The organism is Massilia sp. CFBP9026 (genome assembly GCF_034045165.1).
Taxonomy (GTDB): domain Bacteria; phylum Pseudomonadota; class Gammaproteobacteria; order Burkholderiales; family Burkholderiaceae_D; genus Telluria; species Telluria arenae.
The window spans coordinates 706,705-726,634 of record NZ_JAXCWH010000001.1 but is presented as its reverse complement, the minus strand read 5'-3'; the positions used below and the strand labels follow the sequence as shown (position 1 = coordinate 726,634).

Below are 19,930 nucleotides of genomic sequence, written 5' to 3'. Positions count from 1 at the left end.
GGGATAGGCTTTTACAACGCGCTTACATCCGGAACCGCAGGCTCACGCCATAGGTCGTCGGGTTGTAGCGCACGTCGCGTGGCATGAATTCGCCCAGCGAGCTCTCGAACTTGGCACGCGTCAGGTTGATCGCATCGAACTGCAGCGAGACGTTGTCGTTGATCTCGTAGCCGATGCTCAGGTCGACGAAGGTCGCGGCCTTGACCACGCGGTCCTGGTTGAACGGCAGTTCGGCGATCTGCTCGACGTAGTCGCCGCGGCGGGTGGCGGCCAGGCGGCCGGTGATGCCGTTGCCCTCGTACAGCAGCGCGAAGTTGTAGCTCTTCTTGGCCACGCCGGTCAGCGGCGTGGTGGTGTAGGTGTCGCTGTCGAAGGCGGTGCGGCTCTGGTTCTCGCCGTCGATCCAGGTGTAGTTGGCCTGGGCGCCGAAGTTGGCCCATGGGCCGGGCAGGAAGTCGAAGAATTTCTGGACCCCGAATTCCGCCCCGCGCAGGCGGCCCTTGCCCGAGTTCTGCGGACGCGTCACGCGATAGACCTGCCCATCGATGACCTCGTCGCGCGTGAAGCTCTGCTCGTAGCCGTCGATATCGCGGTGGAACAGCGCGACCTGGGCGAAGCCGTTCTTCTGGAAGTAGTATTCGAGCGTGGCGTCGATATTGGTCGAGCGGGTCGGCTCCAGGTAGGGGTTGCCGGCGCCGCCGCTGCCGGGCACGTTGACGGTCGACGGCACCAGGGTCAGGGCCGGATTGAGCGTGCCGAAGTTCGGCCGGGTGATGGTCTTGCCGACCGAGAAGTGCGACTGCAGGTCTTCGGTCCAGCCGACCACCGCCGAAGCGCTCGGCAGGTAATTGGTCTCGTAGGTCGACAGGTCGACGTTCGACACCTGGTCGCCGATCCGGGTCATGCCGCTCAGCTCACGATTCAGGCGCACCACGCGCGCGCCGATTTCACCCTTGACGTCGATGCCGCCCGGGTTGGCCGCCCAGCGCGTGGCCAGGTACAGGGTGGCATTGCGCTCGCGCTGGTCGAACAGGCGGCCCGGGTCGTCCGGCACGCGTCCGCTGGCCGCGCCGTACAGGTTACGCACCGCGTCGGCATTGTCGATCATATAGTCGGACGACGGGCCGTACCAGGCGCCGCCCAGGCGGTCGAGGCCAGCTACCTGCGCCTGGAACGACGGTCCCAGGACGCTGGCGGCGCTCGGGCGCTCGCCCGTGAAGTCGGCGTGGCCTTCGGCGCCGTGATAGCTGGCCTTGCGCGAAGACAGGCGCAGCCCGGCCAGCACGGCCGTGAAGAAGCCGTCGCCGCCCAGGCGATAGGTGGCGTCGGTGCGCCATTGCAGCTGGCTGCCGGTCTGCTCGTTCCAGTTCTGCACCATGCCGCGCAACACGTAGTTGCGCGAATCCTGCAGCGCATTGGCGCTACTGCCCGGCAGCGTGATCGCGTTGAAGCCGCCATGGCCGTCGGCGCCGTACGAATACACGCTGGCGCTGGCGCCCGGCACCTGCTGGTCGACGATCACGGTATCGTTGACGAACTTGGAGCGGGTATAGCCGAACTGCGAATCGACGCTCAGCGGGCCGTCGTTGTACTTCAGGCCCAGGTTCAGGTAGTGCGTGGCGGTGCGCTCGTTCTGGCCCCAGGTGCTCGATGCCGTGTACGGATCCCAGTCGTAGGCGTTGCCGAATTGCGCGGCCGGGGCGCTGGCAGCCAGGATCGGGCAGATCGCGCCCTGCGGCGTCGCGCAGGCGCTGCCTTGCGGCGCCAGCACCACATCGGTCAGGCGCGGCGCCCAGGTGGTGTTGCTCATCACGTAGTTGACGCCGGTGCGGCCCTGGTAGCCCATGCCCAGGTACTGGGCGCTGGCCGTCAGGCGCGGATTGACCTTCCACTGGAAGGCGCCGTGCACACTCTGGCGCTCGCGCTGGCCGGCGTTGTAGATGCCGCCGATGTTCGGCAGCTGACCCAGCACGTCGCCCGGCGCGGCCGGCGCATAAGGGCCGACGTTGCCGAGGCGGGTCGCGCTGCCGTCCGGGCTCACCGAGAACACATTGTCGGGACGGTCGACGTATTGCACCGGGAAGGCCCAGTTGTCGCGGTTGACGGCGACGTCGAGCAGCGCGCCCATTTCGCCGAAGTCGGTGTTCCAGCGGTTGCTGACCAGGAAGCCGCCGCCCGGGCTGTGCTTGTCCGAGGTATTGCCGCTGCCATTGGTCTGGTTCACGCGATCCTCGACGTAGCCGGTCGCGGTGAAGCCCTTGTTGTCGAACGGCGCGCGCAGGCGGATGTTGACGGCGCCGGCGATGCCGCCTTCGAACTGGTTGGCGGTGGCCGACTTATAGACTTCCATGCCGGCGATCGACTGGACCGGCAAGTCCTGGTACGACAGGCGACGGCCGGCCGCGGTGAAGATCTCGTTGCCGTCGAGCGTGGTGGCGACGTCCGGCAGGCCGCGGATGATCACGGTGCTGGTTTCGCCGCGGTCGCGCCCCACCTGCACGCCGGCCACGCGCTGCAGTGCGTCGCCCGCCTGGCGGTCGGGGAACTTGCCGATGTCGTCAGCATTGATGGCGTCCACCACCTGCGGTGCGTCGCGCTTGATGTCTTCGGCCGAGCGCAGGCTCTGGCGCAGGCCGGTGACCTGGATCACGGCGGCGGCCGGCACGGCCTGGGCCGGCGGCGCAGGTGGAGCGGCTGGAGCGGCTGGAGCGGCAGGGGTAGCAGGTGCGGCGGGAGTGGATTCGACGGCCGGTGCGGCCTGTTCGGTGGCGACGGGCGCCGCCGGGGTCTCGGCGGCGGTTTGCGCCAGCGCTGGCGCGCCGTAGGCCGACATCAGCATGATGGCGGCGCAGATCGGCTTGACTTTCAATCGGGTCATTCACTCTCCAATTCTGTGATTCGGGCTTGCGTGCACGTGCTCCGGACTTACCGGGTCGCGCCCTCTGATACCGGGCTTAACGCTCTGCCATGTCATTCCGTTGACATAAATACACAAAATATTTCATACATCTTTTTACAGGCGATTCGGGATACCCGTACAAACGAAAAAAAGCCCGCCGAAGCGGGCTTGTTGACGCCAGATATGGAATCCGACGTGTCATGCGCAACACGGACGACTCAGTGATCCCAAAACACCGGCGCCCAGCGGAAAGTATCGCCCTCACGCGCCACCCGGCCCACCGACGGGAATGGCAGGTGGGTGGCGACCAGCAGGCCGCCGTTGTCCGCCAGTTCGCCGAACAGCGCCATGCGTACGCGGGTCGATTCCCCCGGATCGTGTTCGAAGCCGTTCTGCCAGTCGGGATGCTCGAAGCCGACCGGGAACATGGCGTCGCCGGCAAAGGTCAGGCGCTGGCCGCTGGAGTCGATGTCGACCACGCAGTGGCCGGGCGTATGGCCGCCTGTGCGTCGCGCGACCACGCCTGGCGCCACCTCGTGCCGCTCCTGGAAGACGTGCAGACGGTCGCGGTACTGCTCCATAAACTGGCGCGCGGTCGAGCGCAGCACGTCCGGCACTGGCTCCGGCATGGCGGTCTGGCTGAAATCGGGCGTGTCCCAGAACGCGACCTCGGCGGCGGCCACGTGGATGCGCAGGTCGGGGCGCAGGCGCTCCTTGATGCCGTCGACCAGCAGGCCGCCGATATGGTCCATGTGCATATGGGTGATCACCACGTCGGTGACGCTGGACAGGTCGATGCCGGCGGCTTCGAGGCGGTGCGGGGTCTGGCCAGCGCGCGGGAAGCCGGGGAATTGCGAGCCTAGGCCGGTGTCGACCAGGATCACCTGCTCCCCGCTCCTGGCCACCAGCACGTTCAGCGGCCAGTCGAAGGCGTCCGGCGGCAGGAACATATGGTCCAGCCAGACGGCCAGGGCGGCCGGATCGGCGTTGGTGGCCATGGTCGCGGCGGGCAGCGGCAGCACGCCGTCGCTGACCACCAGCACGTCAATCTCGCCGACGCGCAGGGCGTAGCGCGACGGAACCAGCTCCTCGGGCTTGTTGGTATTGTCTCGGGCATTCATCTTGACATCTCCTTGGTTGGCGGCCCTTGCATGGGGGCCTGGCCAGTCGGGCGACCGGCAGCGAGATGTCATCGTATGCAGCGTGGGCGCCGCCCGGTAGGCCTGCCGCTGTGCTCACGGTGTTGACTGAAACGCACCAAAGCGACGTGGTCGGGGGGAGCCACGCATGCGCCGGTGTTGGCAGCGCGCGCGGCGCCATGTATGCTCCCGGGCATCCCATCCCGGCAACCACCACCAAAGAAAGAAGCCTATGAAACACCTGCTGTCCTCCTGCGTCCTCGGCCTGGGCCTGACGCTGGCGCTGGCTGGCTGCGACCGCGCCCCGGCGCCGCAGTCGGCCGCGGCCGCCGTCGCCTTCCAGAAGATCGACACCATCCCCGGCGCCGGCAAGGAAGCCGTGGCCGGCGCCACCGCCGTCGTCAACTACACCGGCTGGCTGTACGAGCCGGGCAAGGAAACGCTGCGCGGCACGCAGTTCGATTCCTCGGTCGGCCGCGAGCCGTTCAGCTTCCAGCTGGGCGCCGGCCAGGTCATCCGCGGCTGGGACGAAGGCGTGCAAGGCATGAAGGTCGGCGGCAAGCGCACCCTGATCCTGCCGCCCGAGATGGGCTATGGCGCCGGCGGCGCAGGTCCGATTCCGCCGAATGCGAGCCTGATCTTCGACGTCGAACTGCTCGACGTCCGCTAACGCTCGGCCCTCAGGCCGCCATCACCGGCGCGCCGTAGTCGAGCGGCAGCAGCAGGTCGGGATAGCGTGCGCGCAGCGCGTCGATCGCGCTGAGCGTTCCCGACAGGTGCCGGCGGACCATCTGCTGGGCTGCGGCCGCATCGCCGCGCGCGATGGCCCCGGCGATCGCGCCGTGTTCATCGAGGATCGACTGCGCCTTGCCGTTGAGCGGCAGGTGCAGGCGACGCAGCCGGTCCAGGTTGCCGCTGCGGCTGCGCATCATGGACCACAGGTCCGGCACCGCCGCGGCGTGGTACAGGCAGCGGTGGAATTCCATGTCGACCTGGGTGAAGGTGCCCAGGTCGCCCGAATCCAGGCTGGCGCGCTGGCGCTCGACCAGCGCGGTCAAGGTGCGCGCCAGGACCGGATCGGCATCCTGGGCCAGCACCTGCACCATCTCGAGCTCCACCGACAGGCGCAAAAAGTGCGCCTGCCTGGCCTGGGCCAGGTCGATGCGGCGCACCCGGGTCTGGTGCTGCGGGTAGATGTCGACCAGGTGCTCCTCTTCCAGGCGCAGCAGCGCCTCGCGCACCGGGCTGGCGGACAGCTTGTAGAAATCGCACAACTGGGGCCGCGCCAGCACCGTCCCCGGCTTGATCGCCAGGCTGACGATCAATTCGCGCAGGTGCTCGAACACCTGGATGGTCGCATTGCGCGAGCGGTCGAGGTGAAAGTTGTCTGCGGCGAAATTCATGGTGGAGTCTCTCATGGCTTGCGGGTCGAAGGCGGCACTGGTATTTCAATGTCCCAGTGTCTGCCATTGTTCCCGATCCGCGCCCCACTGTCCGCCTCTCGCGCGAATCAATCACGATCATGAGCGATCCGCGCCCTGCCCTTCATGCACCGTGCATCAGCGCACCAGGCAGGGCCGTTTGGGGTCGAAGCGCCAGCCCGGCACCAGGAACTGCATCGCCACCGCGTCGTCGCGCGCGCCCAGGCCCATATTGCGGTAAGCCTGGTGCGCCGCCTCGATGGCATCGGGATCGAGCTCGATGCCCAGCCCGGGCCTGGCCGGCACCTGCACCTGGCCATCCTCGATGCGCAGCGGTTCCTTCGTCAGGGCCTGCCCATCCTGCCAGATCCAGTGGGTGTCGATCGCCGTCACCCGGCCCGGCGCGGCCGCGCCCACGTGGGTGAACATCGCCAGCGAAATGTCGAAGTGGTTGTTCGAATGCGAGCCCCAGGTCAGGCCGAACATCTCGCACAACTGCGCCACCCGCACCGAGCCCTGCATGGTCCAGAAATGCGGATCGGCCAGCGGGATGTCGACCGACTGCAGTTGCAGCGAATGGGCCAGCTGGCGCCAGTCGGTGGCGACCATATTCGTCGCCGTGGGCAAACCGGTGGCGCGCCGGAATTCGGCCATCACTTCGCGCCCCGAATAGCCGTTCTCGGCGCCGCATGGATCTTCGGCATAGGCCAGCACGTCGTGCTGGTCGCGGCACAGGCGCACCGCTTCATCGAGCGACCAGGCGCCGTTCGGGTCGAGCGTGATGCGCGCGGCCGGGAAGCGCTCCTTGAGCGCCACCGCCGCCTCCATCTCGGCGGCGCCATCCAGCACGCCGCCCTTGAGCTTGAAGTCCTGGAAGCCGTAGCGCGCCTGCGCCGCCTCGGCCAGGCGCACCACGCCCTCGGCGTCCATCGCCGCTTCGTTGCGCAGGCGCAGCCAGGCGTCGCCGGCCTCGGGCTCGACGCGATAGTCGAGCGTGGTGCGGCCACGGTCGCCGATATAGAACAGGTAGCCGAGCATCGGCACCGCATCGCGCTGCCTGCCCTCTCCCAGCAGGTTCGCGACCGGCACGCCCATGAACTGGCCCAGCAGGTCGAGGAAGCACGACTCGACGGCGGTCACGGCGTGAATGGTGGTGCGCAGGTCGAAGGTCTGCAGGCCGCGCCCGCCGGCATCGCGGCCGGCGAAGGCGCCGCGCATGGCGTTGAGTACCGAGTTGTAATCGCCCAGCGACCGGCCGACCACCAGCGCACGCGCATCCTCGAGCGTGGTGCGAATCGATTCGCCGCCCGGCACTTCGCCCAGGCCGGTGTTGCCGGCGCTGTCGGTCAGGATCACGACGTTGCGGGTGAACCAGGGCCCGTGGGCCCCGCTCAGGTTCATGAGCATGCTGTCGCGGCCGGCGACCGGGACCACCCGCATCGCGGTGACGACCGGCGCCCCGCCCGTATGTAAAGGCATGGATGGTACTGGAGGAGTCATCGTGTGGGCGCTCATTTGCGGCGGTAATAGTCGGACAGGACATCGAAGGCCTGCTTGCGCACGCCCGTTTCGGACAGGATGCCCTTGCGGTTCCAGCCGTTCTGGAACACCGGGTGCTCGCGGCGCGGCGAGCGGAAGTCCTTCAGGATCCAGGGCGACAGGCCGCGCAGGGTCGGGATGCCCTCGGCCATGGCCAGCGTCTTGCGGTAGTACTCGGCCTGGTATTCCTCGGTGAACTTCTTGAGCCCCTGGCCGCGGTGGCCCGCCAGCGCATCGGCGCCGAACTCCGACAGGATCAGCGGCCGCTCGCCCGGAACGTTCCAGCGCAGCTTCGCGATGCCGTCCAGCGTGTCGGGACCGTACCAGCCGGCATACACGTTCACCGCCAGCACGTCGAGCTTGTCGATCAGCGGATCCTGGATCTCCAGCACGTCGCCCTTGCGCTCGACCAGCAGCGCGGCGCTCACCAGGCGGGTCGGGTCGAGGGCGCGCACATTGTCGGCCATGGCGCCGTGGAAGCGCGTGCGCGACGGAGACACCGGCGTCTCGTTACCGACGCTCCACAGGATCACCGAGGCGCGGTTGCGGTCGCGGTAGATGGTTTCAGCCTGCATCAAGAGCGCCTTGCGCAGCACGGCCGGGTTGTCCCAGTCGACGGTCCAGTACACTGGGATCTCGCTCCACACCAGCAGGCCCATTTCATCGGCCAGGCGCACCGTGGTCTCGGAGTGCGGATAGTGCGACAGGCGCACGTAGTTGCCGTTCAAGCCGTGCTTGATCTCGTGCAGCAGCGCGCGCGACGCCTGCTCGGTCATATTGCGCCCCGGGTTCGGGCCGAACTCTTCCTCGTGCAGCGAGATCCCGCGCAAGAACAGTGGCTTGCCGTTCAGGAGGATCTGGTTGCCCTTGACGGCGATGGTGCGGAATCCCATGCGGTCACGTACCTGGTCGCCGCTGGCGCTAAAGCGCACGTCGTACAGGGTCGGCTTCTCGGGCGTCCAGCGCTCCAGGCCCTTCGGCGCCGGCAGCTCGAGCAGCGCGCGTCCGTTGGCGTCGGTGGTGGCGCGCGCCGTACCGAGCGCGCCGATCGCCACCGTCACCGCCTGGTTCGCGGCCTGCGGTCCCTGCAGCTGTACTTCGCCGGCGATGCGGCCATCGGAACGCAAAGTCAGCGTCGCATCGTCGATGAAGGTCGCCGGCGTGGTGACAAGGCTGACCTTGCGGGTGATGCCGCCGTACAGGTCCCAGTCGGTGATCTGGGTCGGGATCGACTGGGCGTCGTGGCTCGAATCGACGCCGACCACCAGCCGGTTGTCGCCCGCGCGCAGGGCGTCGGTGACTTCGAGCACGAAAGGCGTGAAGCCTCCCTCGTGGCGGCCCACTTCCTTGCCGTTGAGGTAGACGTAGGCGCGGTAGTTGACCGCCTCGAAGCGCAGGAAGGTGCGCTTGCCGGCTTCAGGCCGCGCATCGAACTTGCGCTGGAACCAGATCAGGCCATCGTAGTAGCGCAGCTCGGCCGCCGCCGCGTTCCAGGCGCCGGGCACGTTGATGAGCGGGCCGCGGTCCATGTCGAACTCGTAGAAGTCGACGCCGCCCTTGGCTTCGACGGCGGCGACGTCGACGTCGCGCGCACGCTGCATGCGCGACTTGGCCACCCAGCCGTTGATGTCGGTAAGGCCTGTGCGGTACAGGTCCTTCGAGTAGGTCCACTGGCCGGACAGGTCCTGGCTGTCGCGGTGCAGCGCGCCGGTGAGCAGGAAGGCGGGGCGCAGAGAATCGGCCGGCGCCGCCTGCGCCAGCGCCGGCTGGCAGGCCAGCACGCCGATAAGGATCCAGAATGCCGTGATGAGTTTTTTCATGTCCTTGGATCTCAGAAGTCGTATTTCATGCGCACGCCGAAGTAGCGGTCCGAGTTGCGCGGCAGGGTCTGGGTCAGCACGTGCACATTGCCGAACACATTGTAGTTATCGCCGACGAAGCTGGCATAGCTCTTGTCGAACAGGTTGTTGACGTAGAAGGTCAGCTTCACGTTCTGCGATGGATTGAAGAAGGCGATGCTGCCGTTTACGGTGCCATAACCTTTCTGGTCGGCCAGCGGATTGGCGGCCAGGTCATAGTTGACGCTCGACTGGTACTGGCCGTTGATATTGGCAATCCCGCTATAGCCGCTCTCCCCGATCGGGAAATTATAGGTCGCGCCCAGATTGAGCTTGGTGCGCGGCGCGTTCGACAGGCGCTTACCCGACAGGTCTTGCAGCGGCACGCCGCCGATCAGGACGCAACCCTCGGCCACGGTCTGGCCGGGATAGCAGTTCGTGTTCGGGAACTTCTTGATCGTCGCGTCGACCCAGGCCACCGATGCTTCGAGCAGCAGCGTGTTGATCGGCTTGGCCTGCACTTCCAGCTCCAGGCCGCGGGTGCGCAGTTCGCCGACGTTGGTGACGACGTTCTCGTAGGCCTGGGTGAGCGGATCGAGGCGGCGCGACTGGGCCTGGAAGTCCTCGTAGTCGGTGTGGAACACGGTGGCGTTGAGCTGCAAGCGGTTGCGGAAGAAGCGGCTCTTCATGCCCAGCTCCCACGATTCGGACGTCTCGGGCGCCACCGGCAGGCGCACGCGCGCCTCGTTGAAGCCGGTGGAGACGTCGTAGCCGGCGCCCTTGTAGCCGGTAGCGAAGGAACCGTAGACCATCACGTCCTTGACCAGGTCGTGCTGCAGGGCGATCTTGCCGGTGGTGGCGTCGTCGCGGCTGCGGCCGTCGAAGATGGCCGGCACCGCCGGCAGGCGGTTGGCGAAGTCGACTTCGATCGTCTCGCGGTTGAAGCGCACGCCGGTGCTGACGCGGGTGGCCGGCGTGATCCGGTACTCGGCCTGCGCGAAGGCGGCGGCGGTCTGGTTGCCGGAGCGCGCTTCCCAGTTGGCCAGGTTCGAGACCGGGCCGCGCAGATAGCTGCGTTCGGTGCGCGAGTCTGCGTAATACAGGCCGCCGAGATAAGTCAGCGCGCCGTCGCCGTTGGACGTCAGGCGCAGTTCCTGGGTCGACATGCGCGAACGGTATGGGCCGCCGGCGGTGACGCCGCCGTGGAAGCGCCCGTTCGACTGCGGGCCGAGCTGGTCGAGGTTGGTGCCGTCGAAGTCGGTCAGGAAGTCGAACTGCCAGTCCTGCCAGGTGGTGACCGAGGTGATCGTGTGGTTGTCCAGCTTCCAGTTCAGGGTGCCGGCGATGCTGCGCGACTCGTGTTCGGCAAAGCCCGGATCGTCCATGCGCACATCGCGGTTGTCCGGGCCCGGGATGATGCCGACCAGGGCCGGGCCGATCGGCGCCACGCCGCGCAGGCTGGCGCCCGGCGGCACCGACAGGAAGGTCGTCACCGGGCCTTCGATGCGGCGCTTGTTGTAGTCGGCGATCAGGCGGCCGTCGAGGCTCGTGGTGGGCTTGAAGTCCAGGCGCAGGCGCGCGCCCTTGCTGCGTTCGCCGTTCAGCTTGGCGCCCGACTCGAGATTGGTGACGTCGCCCTCGCGGTTGCCGGTGTAGGCGTTCAGGCGATAACCCAGCTTGTCGCTGATCGGGCCCGAGATGCCGGTTTCGAGGCGCTTTTCGCCGTCGCTGGTCAGGGTGACCTGCGCATGGCCTTCCTGCTCCTCGCTCGATTCCTTGGTGACGATGTTGATGACGCCGGCCGACGAGTTCTTGCCGAACAGCGTGCCTTGCGGGCCGCGCAGCACCTCGACGCGCGCGATGTCGCTCAGGTTCGAGAACGCTTGCAATTGCTGGATCACGGGCACGTCGTCGATGATCACCGAGACGGCCGATTCGATGCCGATGCTGAAGGCGAAGGTGCCGATGCCGCGCAGCGCAATATTGTTATTGTTCGGGTTCTCGTTGATGGTCAGGGCCGGCGCCACACGGGTCAGGTCCGAGAAGCCGACGATCTGCTGGTTCTCGATCGCGCGCTCGTCCACGGTGCTGACCGCGACCGGCACGTCCTGCATCGCCTGGGGGCGCTTCTGCGCGGTCACTGTCACCACTTGCAGGCCTTCCGCCGACTGCGTGTTCGTTTCTTGAGCCTGTGCGGTCATGGCGCCGGCAGCCAGCAGGGCCGCGGCATGGGCGATAGAGGTCTGGGCCGAGCGGCGGCGCGAGGATGGAAAACTCATTGTGTCTCCTGATAATAATTATGAAATACGTTCTACGAGCGACGTGATCGACTAGTATTTCAGCGCTCACGCAGCCGTCCATCGCCGCCGCGCTGCCTTTGCTATCCGGCTGCGGCGGGTCCACGCCCGGCGTACCAGGCATGGGAAATCTCTGAAAAATGGCTGACTCGCACGGGGGCGAGCCAGCAAAGAGACAGCAGCTGACTCGGGTTGCCTCAGAGCATCCAATCGGCCCACTGCGGTGATATATTAGGATTCCAACCCACCATGCACAACAGCTCGGCGGGTTTAGTCATCAAGTTGAGCGAAGTGGCTCAGGCGCCCACTTTGGCGTGCGTTTCGATCACGCGGTTGATCGAGCCCGCAAGTCGCGTAGGATCTCGCGTGCGGCGTTGTGGCCGGGCGCGCCGGTGACGCCGCCACCGGGATGGTTGCCCGCGCCGCAGGTGTAAAGACCCGCCACCGGCCCGCGGTAATCGGCATGGCCCAGCATCGGGCGCGCCGAGAACAGCTGGTCGAGCCCCAGCGCGCCGTGGAAGATGTCGCCGCCGACCAGGCCGAATGTGCGTTCCAGGTCGAGTGGACTCATGATCTGGCGGCCCAGCACCGCACGCCTGAAATTCGGCGCATAGCGGTCGACGGTGTCGATCATGATTTCGGCCACCTGGTCGCGGTGCTCGTCCCAGCTCGCGCCATCGGGCAGTTGCGGCGCGACGTGCTGGCAGAACAGGCACGCCACGTGCTGCCCCGCCGGCGCCAGGGTCGGGTCGAGCGTCGACGGGATCAGGAGTTCGACGATCGGCGCTTGCGACCAGCCCGACGCGCGCGCGTCGTGATAAGCGCGCTCCATGTAATGCAGGCTGGGTGCGATGATGATGCCGCTGCCATGGTGGTCGGCCATCACCCTGCCCGGCAGGCAGCTGAAATCCGGCAGTTCGGACAGCGCGACGTTCATGCGGAAGGTGCCCGAACCGCAGCGCCAGGCCGTCATGCGGCGCAGGAAGTCGCTCGGCAGCGCGCCGGGGTCGACCAGCCGGGTGTACAGCAGGCGCGGATTGAGGTTCGACACAACTGCGCGCGCATCGAACCGTTCGCCGTCGGCGGTAACGACGCCGGTGGCGCGCCCCTTGTGCAGCAAGACCTCGGCCACCGCGCATCCGGTGCGGATCTCGACACCGAGGGCCTGCACGGCCTTCGCCATCGCCTGGGTGATGGCGCCCATGCCGCCGATCGCGTGGCCCCAGGCGCCCTTCTTCCCATTGACCTCTCCGAACACGTGGTGCAGCAGCACGTAGGCCGATCCGGGCGTGTATGGACTGGCGTAGTTTCCCACCACGCTGTCGAAACCATAGGCCGCCTTGATCGGGTCGCTCTCGAACCAGCCGTCCAGATAGTCGCCCGCTGACTTGGTGAACAGGTCCAGCAGTTCGCGCTGGCTGGCCAGCGACAGCTTGCGCATGCGGTTGCCGAGACGGCCGGCCTTGAGCACCTCGGGCAACGCCGCCAGCCAGCCGCCCTCGATGCGGTTGGGTGGCGTCTGCAGCACCAGCTCGCGCAGCAGGTCGGCCGCGTCGTCCAGCTGGCGGTGGTAGTCGTCCAGGCGCGCGGCATCGCGCTGCGAGAACTTCGCCACTTCAAGAGCGGTCCGGCCGGCGCCGACCTTCAGGTAGCGGCCATCTTCGAGCGGGAGGAAGTTGGAGAGCGGGCGTTCGACGATGCGCAGGCGATGCCGGGCCAGCGCCATGTCGTTGATCACCTTGGGATTGAGCAGCGAGACGGTGTAGGCGGCCACCGAGTTGCGAAAGCCCGGATGGAATTCCTCGGTCACCGCGGCGCCGCCGACGACGCCGCGCCGCTCGAGCAGCGTCACCTTCAGGCCGGCGCGGGCCAGGTACCAGGCGCAAACCAGGCCGTTATGGCCGGCGCCGATGATGATTGCATCGCGCATCTGGCGTCTCCCCGAAGCGTTCAAGCGAACGCGACGATTCTACCGAGGGAATGGGGCGATGGCAAAAAAAGCCCCTGCGGACAGGGGCTGGATCATGCTCGCCTTACTTCGCGGCCGCCTTGGCTCGCGCCGTGTGCAACTTGCGGTAGCTGTCGATCAGGCGGTGGTGACGGTCCAGGCCTTCCAGCTGCATGCTGGTCGGGGTCAGACCGTGGAAGCGCACGCTGCCGTCGACCGAGCCCAGTACCGCATCCATCCGCGTGTCGCCGAACATGCGCCGGAAGTTGACGACGTAGTCGTCCAGTTCCATCTCGTCATCGAGCACCACTTCGAGCACCACATTCATCGTCTGGTAGAACAGGCCGCGCTCGACGGTGTTGTCGTTGTACTGCAGGAAGGCGCCCACCAGCTCGTGCGCGTCCTCGAAGCGCTGCAGCGCGAGGTTGATCAGCAGGCGCAGCTCGAGCACCGTCAGCTGGCCCCAGTCGGTGTTCTCGTCGAACTCGATGCCGATCAGGCTGGCGATGTCGGAATACTCGTCCAGCTCATTGTTTTCCAGGCGCTCGAGCAGCGCCTCCAGGCTGTCGTCGTCCAGGCGGTGCAGGTTGAGGATGTCGGAACGGAACAGCAGCGATTTATTCGTGTTATCCCAGATCAGGTCTTCGACCGGATACACCTCGGAATAGTCGGGCACCAGGATGCGGCAAGCCACCGCGCCCAGCTGGTCGTACACAGCGGTGTAGACTTCCTTGCCCATCTCTTCGAGGATGGCGAGCAGGGTCGCGGCTTCCTCGACGTTGGCATTGTCGCCCTGCGCGGTGAAATCCCACTCCACGAAATCGACGTCCGACTTGGCGCTGAAGAAGCGCCAAGAGACGACGCCGCTCGAATCGATGAAGTGCTCGACGAAGTTATACGGCTCGGTCACGGCTTCGCTGGCGAAGGTCGGCCGCGGCAAATCGTTGAGGCCTTCGAAGCTGCGACCCTGCAGCAGTTCGGTCAGGCTGCGCTCCAGCGCCACCTCGAAACTCGGGTGGGCGCCGAAGGAAGCGAAGACGCCGCCGGTGCGCGGGTTCATCAGGGTCACGCACATCACCGGGTATTGGCCGCCGAGCGACGCGTCCTTGACCAGCACCGGGAAGCCCTGCTCTTCCAGGCCCTTGATGCCGGCCACGATGCCCGGGTATTTCGCCAGCACTTCCTGCGGCACGTCGGGCAAGGCCATCTCGCTTTCGAGGATCTCGCGCTTGACGGCGCGCTCGAAGATCTCGGACAGGCACTGCACCTGCGCTTCTGCCAGCGTGTTACCGGCGCTCATGCCGTTACTGGCATACAGGTTTTCAATCAGGTTCGACGGGAAGTACACGACCTCGCCATCCGACTGGCGCACGAAGGGCAGCGATACGATGCCGCGCTCCACATTGCCCGAATTGGTGTCGATCAGGTGCGAGCCGCGCAATTCGCCATCGGGATCGTAGAACGACAGGCTGTATTCGTCGAGGATGCCGTCCGGCAGCGCATCGTCCGGGCCGGGCTTGAACCAGCGCTCGTTCGGATAGTGCACGAAGTCGGCGTTGGCGATGTCCTCGCCCCAGAATACGCCGGCATAGAAGTGATTGTTGTTCAGGCGTTCGATGTATTCGCCCAGGGCCGAAGCCAGCGCGCTTTCCTTGGTCGCGCCCTTACCGTTGGTAAAGCACATCGGCGAATGCGCATCGCGGATATGCAGCGACCAGACATTGGGAACGATATTGCGCCACGACGCGATCTCGATCTTGATGCCCCAACTGGCCAGCATGCCCGACATATTGGCGATGGTCTGTTCCAGCGGCAGGTCCTTGCCCGCGATATAGGTGCGCGATTCCGCGTCGGGTTGCAGGGTCAGCAGGGCCTGGGCGTCGGCGTCCAGGTTGGCCACTTCCTCGATCACGAATTCGGGGCCGGCCTGGACGACCTTCTTCACCGTGCAGCGCTCGATCGAACGCAGGATGCCCTGGCGGTCTTTTTCCGAGATGTCGGCCGGCAGCTCGACCTGGATCTTGAAGATTTGCTGGTAACGGTTTTCCGGGTCGACGATATTATTTTGCGACAGGCGGATATTCTCGGTCGGGATATCCCGGGTATTGCAGTACAACTTCACGAAATACGCCGCGCACAGGGCGGACGAGGCCAGGAAGTAATCGAATGGGCCTGGCGCCGAGCCGTCGCCTTTATAGCGGATGGGCTGGTCGGCGATGACGGTGAAATCGTCGAACTTGGCTTCCAGGCGAAGCTTGTCGAGGAAGTTGACTTTAATTTCCATGGAAAAATCCAGATACGGTGGGTAAAAATACAAAGCCCTGTCAGAACAGGGCTCATGGGGGTCACTGTACAGTACGGAATTTCTCGTGGAGAGTCGCGCTTCGCTCGATCCGCTACTGCCAAGATAGCGCGCGTATTTTAACACGCGGGTGCCCCATCGCCGCCCGGCCGGATGGTGCATTGCAGTGCTTGCCCAGCCGTCACTGGGTTACCATAAGGATAATAATTAAGAAGGGTAACCCATGCACACGACACGGAGACGCATCTTGAAACAAGTCGGGGCCGCAATGCTGGCCGCATCCACATCGGGGGCCGCGCTGTCAGCCACGCCCGCATCGGCAGCAAGCTGGCCATCGGCGCCCACCACGATCCCGCTCTGGCCCGAAGGCGTGCCCGGCGCCCGCGCCGGACTGGAACCGGAACGCTATGTCGACGGCAGGATCAGCCACGTTGCCGACCCCACGCTCACCATCTATCCTCCGGCGGTCGACCGCGCCAACGGCAGCGCCGTCATCATCTGCCCCGGCGGCGGCTACGAGCGCCTGGCCATCGAGCGCGAAGGCGAACAGTATGCGCGCTGGCTGTCGAGCCTGGGCGTGACCGCCTTCGTCCTCAAATACCGGATGCGCGAATTCGGCCATCCGGCGCCGCTGCAGGACGTGCTGCGCGCGGTGCGCCTGGTGCGCTCGCAGGCGGTGCAGTACAAGCTGCAGCCGGAGCGCATTGGCGTGATGGGCAGTTCGGCCGGCGGCCACCTCGCCGCCAGCGCCGGCACCCTGTTCGATCATCCGCTGGGACGCACCGGCGCCCAGCTCGACGCCGTCAGCGCGCGTCCCGACTTCCTGGTGCTGATGTACCCGGTGATCGCGCTCGACGGGCCGGCCGCACACATGGGTTCGCGCAACGCCCTGCTCGGCGCATCGCCCAGCGCGGCGGACGTGGAACTGATGTCGGTGGCGCGCCAGGTGACGGCGCGCACGCCACCGACCCTGCTGATCCATACCCAGGCCGACGCCGCCGTGCCGGTCGAGAACAGCATCCTGTTCTACCAGGCGCTCACGCGCGCGAAGGTGCCGGCCGAGATGTATTTGTTCGAGCATGGCGAGCATGGCATGGGTATGCGGCCCAATCTGGGAACAGCGTCGGCGTGGCCGCGGCGCGCCGAGGAGTGGTTGCAGGCGCGTGGGCTGCTGGACCGAACGAAATAAACCGGATTGGCCAGCGCCCTGAATCCCGCCGGTCCACGTGGGTCCTGCTTGCGTTGTCCTTACGCACGGTGCTAATATAGGAACCGATCGGTTCACATATTAGCCCGCACCCAGGAGTATCGATGACAAACCATAGCGGTCTCGGTCGCCCACGCGAATTCGAACTGGACGTCGCCGCGCGCGACGCGATGAACGTCTTCTGGGACCGGGGTTACGAAGGCGCGTCCCTGCCCGACCTGATCGAAGGCACGGGCCTGTCGCGCGGTAGCCTGTACAAGGCCTTCGGCGACAAGAAGGGCTTGCTGCTGGCCGCGCTCGACTTGTACATGGAAAAGGGGCTGCAAGCCACGGCCGACCTCCTGTCCGGGCAGGGCTCGGCCAGGGAAGCTATCCGCGCTTCGCTGATGAGACTTGCCGCCCTTTCCTCCGGCGATGCGGGGCGGCGCGGATGCCTGATCGTGGCGATGGCCACCGAGGTCGGCACACACGACCCGGACATCGCCGAGCGCAGCGGCCGCATGTTCCGCCGCCTGCAACAGCTGTATGGGCAGGCGATCGTGCGCGGCCAGGCAAGCGGCGAGATTGCGCCACGCGACCCGCAGGTGCTGGCCTACTTTCTCGTCTGCCAGATCCAGGGCATGCGCGTGCTGGGTAAAACCGGCGTTGGCGAGGCTGATATGACCGCGCTCGTCGACACCGCCATGCGCATTCTCGACTAAATTTTTTTGCCGACTTTGGAACCACTTGGTTCCGTAAAGGGAATCTGATGACCCACACAACCCCACCCGAACCCCGCCGCTGGGCGATCTTCGCCATCCTGTTGGTCGGTTCTTTCCTGCCGCCGCTGGATTTCTTCATCGTCAACGTGGCGCTACCGTCGATCCAGTCCGAACTGGGCGCGTCGACATCGGCCGAGCAGCTCGTCATTTCATCCTATGCCGCGCTGTATGCGGTGACCCTGATCAGCGGCGGACGCCTGGGCGATCTGTTCGGCCGTGGCCGCATGTTCCTGGTCGGACTGGCCGGCTTCGCGGCGGCATCGCTGCTATGTGGCCTGGCGTGGTCGCCGGCGGCGCTGATCGCTGGGCGCGCCTTGCAGGGGGTGACGGCGGCCATCATGGCGCCGCAGGCGCTCGCGTCGGTCCATGCGATCTTTCCGGAAGCCGACAAGCCGCGTGCTCTCGCCCTGTACGGCGCCGTATTCGGCCTGGCCTCCGTCATCGGACAGGCGCTGGGCGGCATCCTGATTTCACTGGACCTGTTCGGCATGGGCTGGCGCATGATCTTCCTCGTCAACCTGCCGGTGGTGCTACTGGTCCTGGCATTCGGCCCTCCCTTGCTGAAGGAAGCGCGGGCGCCGCGCTCGAGCAGGCTGGATCCTGGCGGCACGGCGCTGTCGGTGCTCGCACTGGGCGCCCTGATCGTGCCGCTGATCGAAGGCCGGGAAGCGGGCTGGCCGTGGTGGTCCTGGCTGGCTTTGTGCGCCGCGCCCTTGCTGGCATGGAGCTTCTGGCGCTACGAAAGCGGACTTGTCCGCGCAGGCGGTGCGCCCCTGGTCGATCCCTCCTCCCTGCGCGCACCGGGCATGCGACGCGCGCTGGCGATTGCGTTGCTGTTATACGCGCTCGCCGCGTTTTTCCTGCTGTTCTCGATCTATCTGCAGAATGCGCTGCACGTGAGCGCCCTGGACGCGGGCCTGGTTTTCCTGCCGTTCGGCGTCGGCTACCTGCTCGGGCCCCTGGCGACACCGCTCGGCAGGCGCTTTCTCGGGGACTGGGTCAATCCGATCGGCATGGCATTGATGGCAGCGGGCTTCGTCGGCCTGGCCGCGCTGGTGACGGCAATCCCGGTAGGCGTCGCGCCGCCGGGGGCAACGCTGGCCGCCCTGCTCTTCGCCATCGGCTTCGGCCAGGGGCTGGCGCTGCCGTCGCTGATGCGGATGATCACGGGCCGCGTGGTGCCCACCCATGCCGGGATGATCGCCGGCGTCGCAAGTTCGACCCTGCAAGTCGGCACCGCGCTCAGCGTGGCCCTGATCGGGGGCATCTTCTATACCGTCCGCGGCGTCCACGACGAACCGGCGGCGATCACGGACGCCTTCATCGTCGCGATCCTGTGCATCGCCTTTTGCCTGGGCCTCGGTGCAGTGCTGGGGGCGACATTGGCGCGCCGGGCGAATGTCGTCCCGGCCGTGACGGGCCGGTCCAGCGGTGCGTAAGGCCCCCTTCTTGCCAGCCTTGTTTATGGGTTGTCAGCTTTTTCGTAGTCGTTAGCGTTAGCTGAATTTGGTATTTCTTTCATTTTATGTTGGTTAGTTACGTTTTATGATATGGTGACGCCACACCCATCCAACACGTCTCGCCATGCACACCGCCACTTCATGGGACGCCGACCCCGTCAAATCCTTCAAGGCATTCATATCCACCACGGCTTTCGCCGAAACCGGCCGGCGCCAGCGCGCCGACGGCACACTGCGGGTGCTGTCCGCCGAATCGGCAAAGATCTACCTGTTCATGTTCAACAACCTGGCGAGCTGGCTGCAGGAACAGGGACTCACGTTCTCCCGGGTGACGCAGACCGACCTGCTGCGCTTCATCGGCCGCACGGTCAAGGGCAAGCGCGTCCTGAACAGCAAAATCGCCTACCGCTACCTGCGCCTGCTGGAACGCTGCTACGAGCATCTTGGGGTCGTGCCCAATCCGGCGCAAGAGGCGATCCTCGGCATCGACCGCGCCCACATCGCGAGGGACGAAGCCGGACGCACCCTGTCGGAAGACCAGCTGCAGCGCTTCTTCGCCGCCCTGCCGGCCGAGGCGCCGCGAAAACGCCGCAACACGCCGTTCGATGGCTGGAAGCGTCGCCGCGATCGCGCCATGCAGGTGGTCATCGCGCTGGCGGGACTGAAGGTAACGGAAGCGGTGGGTCTATTGACCACCGAAGTGGGCCGCCAGGCCTCGATCGACGGCGCGCTCGTGCTGACGATCACCCCTGAGGAAAAGCTCGATACCAGCCATGAACACGAAGTCGCCCTCCCCCGCGAAGGCGCAGACGAGCTGCGCGCCTGGCTCGAAGAGCGGGACGCGATGGCGATCCCGGGCGAGTTCGTCTTCCCGGCCAACCTCACCGGCGCCAGGATGACCAGGAAAACCGTCTATATGCAGATGCGCGCCACCTTCGAACGCGCCGGCATGGATTTGTCGCGTTCGGGCGGGCGCACCTTGCGCAACACCTTCGCCAAGCGCCAGCTCGATCAGGGCGCGAGTCCCGACGAACTGAAGGACGTGCTGGGCCTGGCGCTCGAGCGCTCCGCTGCCGACTACAAGCTAACCCGCGTGAAGCCCGATCCGGAAGCGTGAGC

General features: G+C 66.2%; 13 protein-coding genes. 5 read left to right on the top strand and 8 right to left on the bottom strand.

Annotated elements, in window-relative coordinates; all coding sequences use genetic code 11:
• Window positions 1-22 precede the first annotated feature (22 nt).
• Both SOM28_RS02950 and SOM28_RS02945 read right to left on the bottom strand, forming a co-directional pair.
• Window positions 23-2,878: a TonB-dependent receptor gene (locus SOM28_RS02950; RefSeq protein ID WP_320467130.1), complete on the bottom strand. Its 2,856-nt coding sequence runs from the start codon at window positions 2,876-2,878 to the stop codon at window positions 23-25.
• A 239-nt stretch (window positions 2,879-3,117) separates the two neighbouring features.
• Window positions 3,118-4,020 (bottom strand): MBL fold metallo-hydrolase, encoded by a 903-nt coding sequence (locus SOM28_RS02945; RefSeq protein WP_320467129.1) that lies wholly within the window; start codon window positions 4,018-4,020, stop codon window positions 3,118-3,120.
• A 250-nt stretch (window positions 4,021-4,270) separates the two neighbouring features.
• On the opposite strand from SOM28_RS02945, the gene SOM28_RS02940 reads away from it, so the two are divergent.
• Window positions 4,271-4,708: an FKBP-type peptidyl-prolyl cis-trans isomerase gene (locus SOM28_RS02940; protein WP_123071762.1), complete on the top strand. Its 438-nt coding sequence runs from the start codon at window positions 4,271-4,273 to the stop codon at window positions 4,706-4,708.
• A 10-nt stretch (window positions 4,709-4,718) separates the two neighbouring features.
• Here SOM28_RS02940 and SOM28_RS02935 read toward each other — a convergent pair whose 3' ends face one another.
• From SOM28_RS02935 to SOM28_RS02910, 6 genes are all read right to left on the bottom strand, one after another.
• Window positions 4,719-5,441 (bottom strand): GntR family transcriptional regulator, encoded by a 723-nt coding sequence (locus tag SOM28_RS02935; RefSeq protein WP_123071763.1) that lies wholly within the window; start codon window positions 5,439-5,441, stop codon window positions 4,719-4,721.
• 156 nt (window positions 5,442-5,597) lie between these two features.
• Complete coding sequence (gene gudD, locus SOM28_RS02930; RefSeq protein ID WP_320467128.1) at window positions 5,598-6,938, bottom strand: glucarate dehydratase; 1,341 nt, start codon at window positions 6,936-6,938, stop codon at window positions 5,598-5,600.
• A gap of 32 nt (window positions 6,939-6,970) precedes the next feature.
• Window positions 6,971-8,818: a glycoside hydrolase family 2 protein gene (locus SOM28_RS02925; protein WP_320467127.1), complete on the bottom strand. Its 1,848-nt coding sequence runs from the start codon at window positions 8,816-8,818 to the stop codon at window positions 6,971-6,973.
• 11 nt (window positions 8,819-8,829) lie between these two features.
• Window positions 8,830-11,115 carry a TonB-dependent receptor gene (locus SOM28_RS02920; protein WP_320467126.1) on the bottom strand — a complete coding sequence of 762 codons (2,286 nt, stop codon included), beginning with the start codon at window positions 11,113-11,115 and terminating at the stop codon, window positions 8,830-8,832.
• Between the two features lie 343 nt (window positions 11,116-11,458).
• Window positions 11,459-13,063 carry a phytoene desaturase family protein gene (locus SOM28_RS02915; protein WP_320467125.1) on the bottom strand — a complete coding sequence of 535 codons (1,605 nt, stop codon included), beginning with the start codon at window positions 13,061-13,063 and terminating at the stop codon, window positions 11,459-11,461.
• 103 nt (window positions 13,064-13,166) lie between these two features.
• Window positions 13,167-15,365: an OsmC domain/YcaO domain-containing protein gene (locus SOM28_RS02910; RefSeq protein ID WP_320467124.1), complete on the bottom strand. Its 2,199-nt coding sequence runs from the start codon at window positions 15,363-15,365 to the stop codon at window positions 13,167-13,169.
• 265 nt (window positions 15,366-15,630) lie between these two features.
• On the opposite strand from SOM28_RS02910, the gene SOM28_RS02905 reads away from it, so the two are divergent.
• From SOM28_RS02905 to SOM28_RS02890, 4 genes are all read left to right on the top strand, one after another.
• Window positions 15,631-16,572: an alpha/beta hydrolase gene (locus SOM28_RS02905; protein ID WP_320467123.1), complete on the top strand. Its 942-nt coding sequence runs from the start codon at window positions 15,631-15,633 to the stop codon at window positions 16,570-16,572.
• A gap of 122 nt (window positions 16,573-16,694) precedes the next feature.
• Window positions 16,695-17,291, top strand: a complete 597-nt coding sequence (locus SOM28_RS02900; protein ID WP_320467122.1) for a TetR/AcrR family transcriptional regulator — start codon at window positions 16,695-16,697, stop codon at window positions 17,289-17,291.
• Window positions 17,292-17,338: 47 nt separating this feature from the next.
• Window positions 17,339-18,790 (top strand): MFS transporter, encoded by a 1,452-nt coding sequence (locus SOM28_RS02895; protein WP_320467121.1) that lies wholly within the window; start codon window positions 17,339-17,341, stop codon window positions 18,788-18,790.
• Between the two features lie 145 nt (window positions 18,791-18,935).
• Window positions 18,936-19,928, top strand: a complete 993-nt coding sequence (locus SOM28_RS02890) for a site-specific integrase (RefSeq protein WP_320467120.1) — start codon at window positions 18,936-18,938, stop codon at window positions 19,926-19,928.
• The last annotated feature ends 2 nt before the right edge of the window (window positions 19,929-19,930 follow it).

Coding starts and splice junctions, on each gene's coding strand:
- SOM28_RS02950 (WP_320467130.1), bottom strand. CDS start 2,878: ATGACCCGATTGAAAGTCAAGCCGATCTGCGCCGCCATCATGCTGATG.
- SOM28_RS02945 (WP_320467129.1), bottom strand. CDS start 4,020: ATGAATGCCCGAGACAATACCAACAAGCCCGAGGAGCTGGTTCCGTCG.
- SOM28_RS02940 (WP_123071762.1), top strand. CDS start 4,271: ATGAAACACCTGCTGTCCTCCTGCGTCCTCGGCCTGGGCCTGACGCTG.
- SOM28_RS02935 (WP_123071763.1), bottom strand. CDS start 5,441: ATGAATTTCGCCGCAGACAACTTTCACCTCGACCGCTCGCGCAATGCG.
- gudD (WP_320467128.1), bottom strand. CDS start 6,938: ATGCCTTTACATACGGGCGGGGCGCCGGTCGTCACCGCGATGCGGGTG.
- SOM28_RS02925 (WP_320467127.1), bottom strand. CDS start 8,818: ATGAAAAAACTCATCACGGCATTCTGGATCCTTATCGGCGTGCTGGCC.
- SOM28_RS02920 (WP_320467126.1), bottom strand. CDS start 11,115: ATGAGTTTTCCATCCTCGCGCCGCCGCTCGGCCCAGACCTCTATCGCC.
- SOM28_RS02915 (WP_320467125.1), bottom strand. CDS start 13,063: ATGCGCGATGCAATCATCATCGGCGCCGGCCATAACGGCCTGGTTTGC.
- SOM28_RS02910 (WP_320467124.1), bottom strand. CDS start 15,365: ATGGAAATTAAAGTCAACTTCCTCGACAAGCTTCGCCTGGAAGCCAAG.
- SOM28_RS02900 (WP_320467122.1), top strand. CDS start 16,695: ATGACAAACCATAGCGGTCTCGGTCGCCCACGCGAATTCGAACTGGAC.
- SOM28_RS02895 (WP_320467121.1), top strand. CDS start 17,339: ATGACCCACACAACCCCACCCGAACCCCGCCGCTGGGCGATCTTCGCC.
- SOM28_RS02890 (WP_320467120.1), top strand. CDS start 18,936: ATGCACACCGCCACTTCATGGGACGCCGACCCCGTCAAATCCTTCAAG.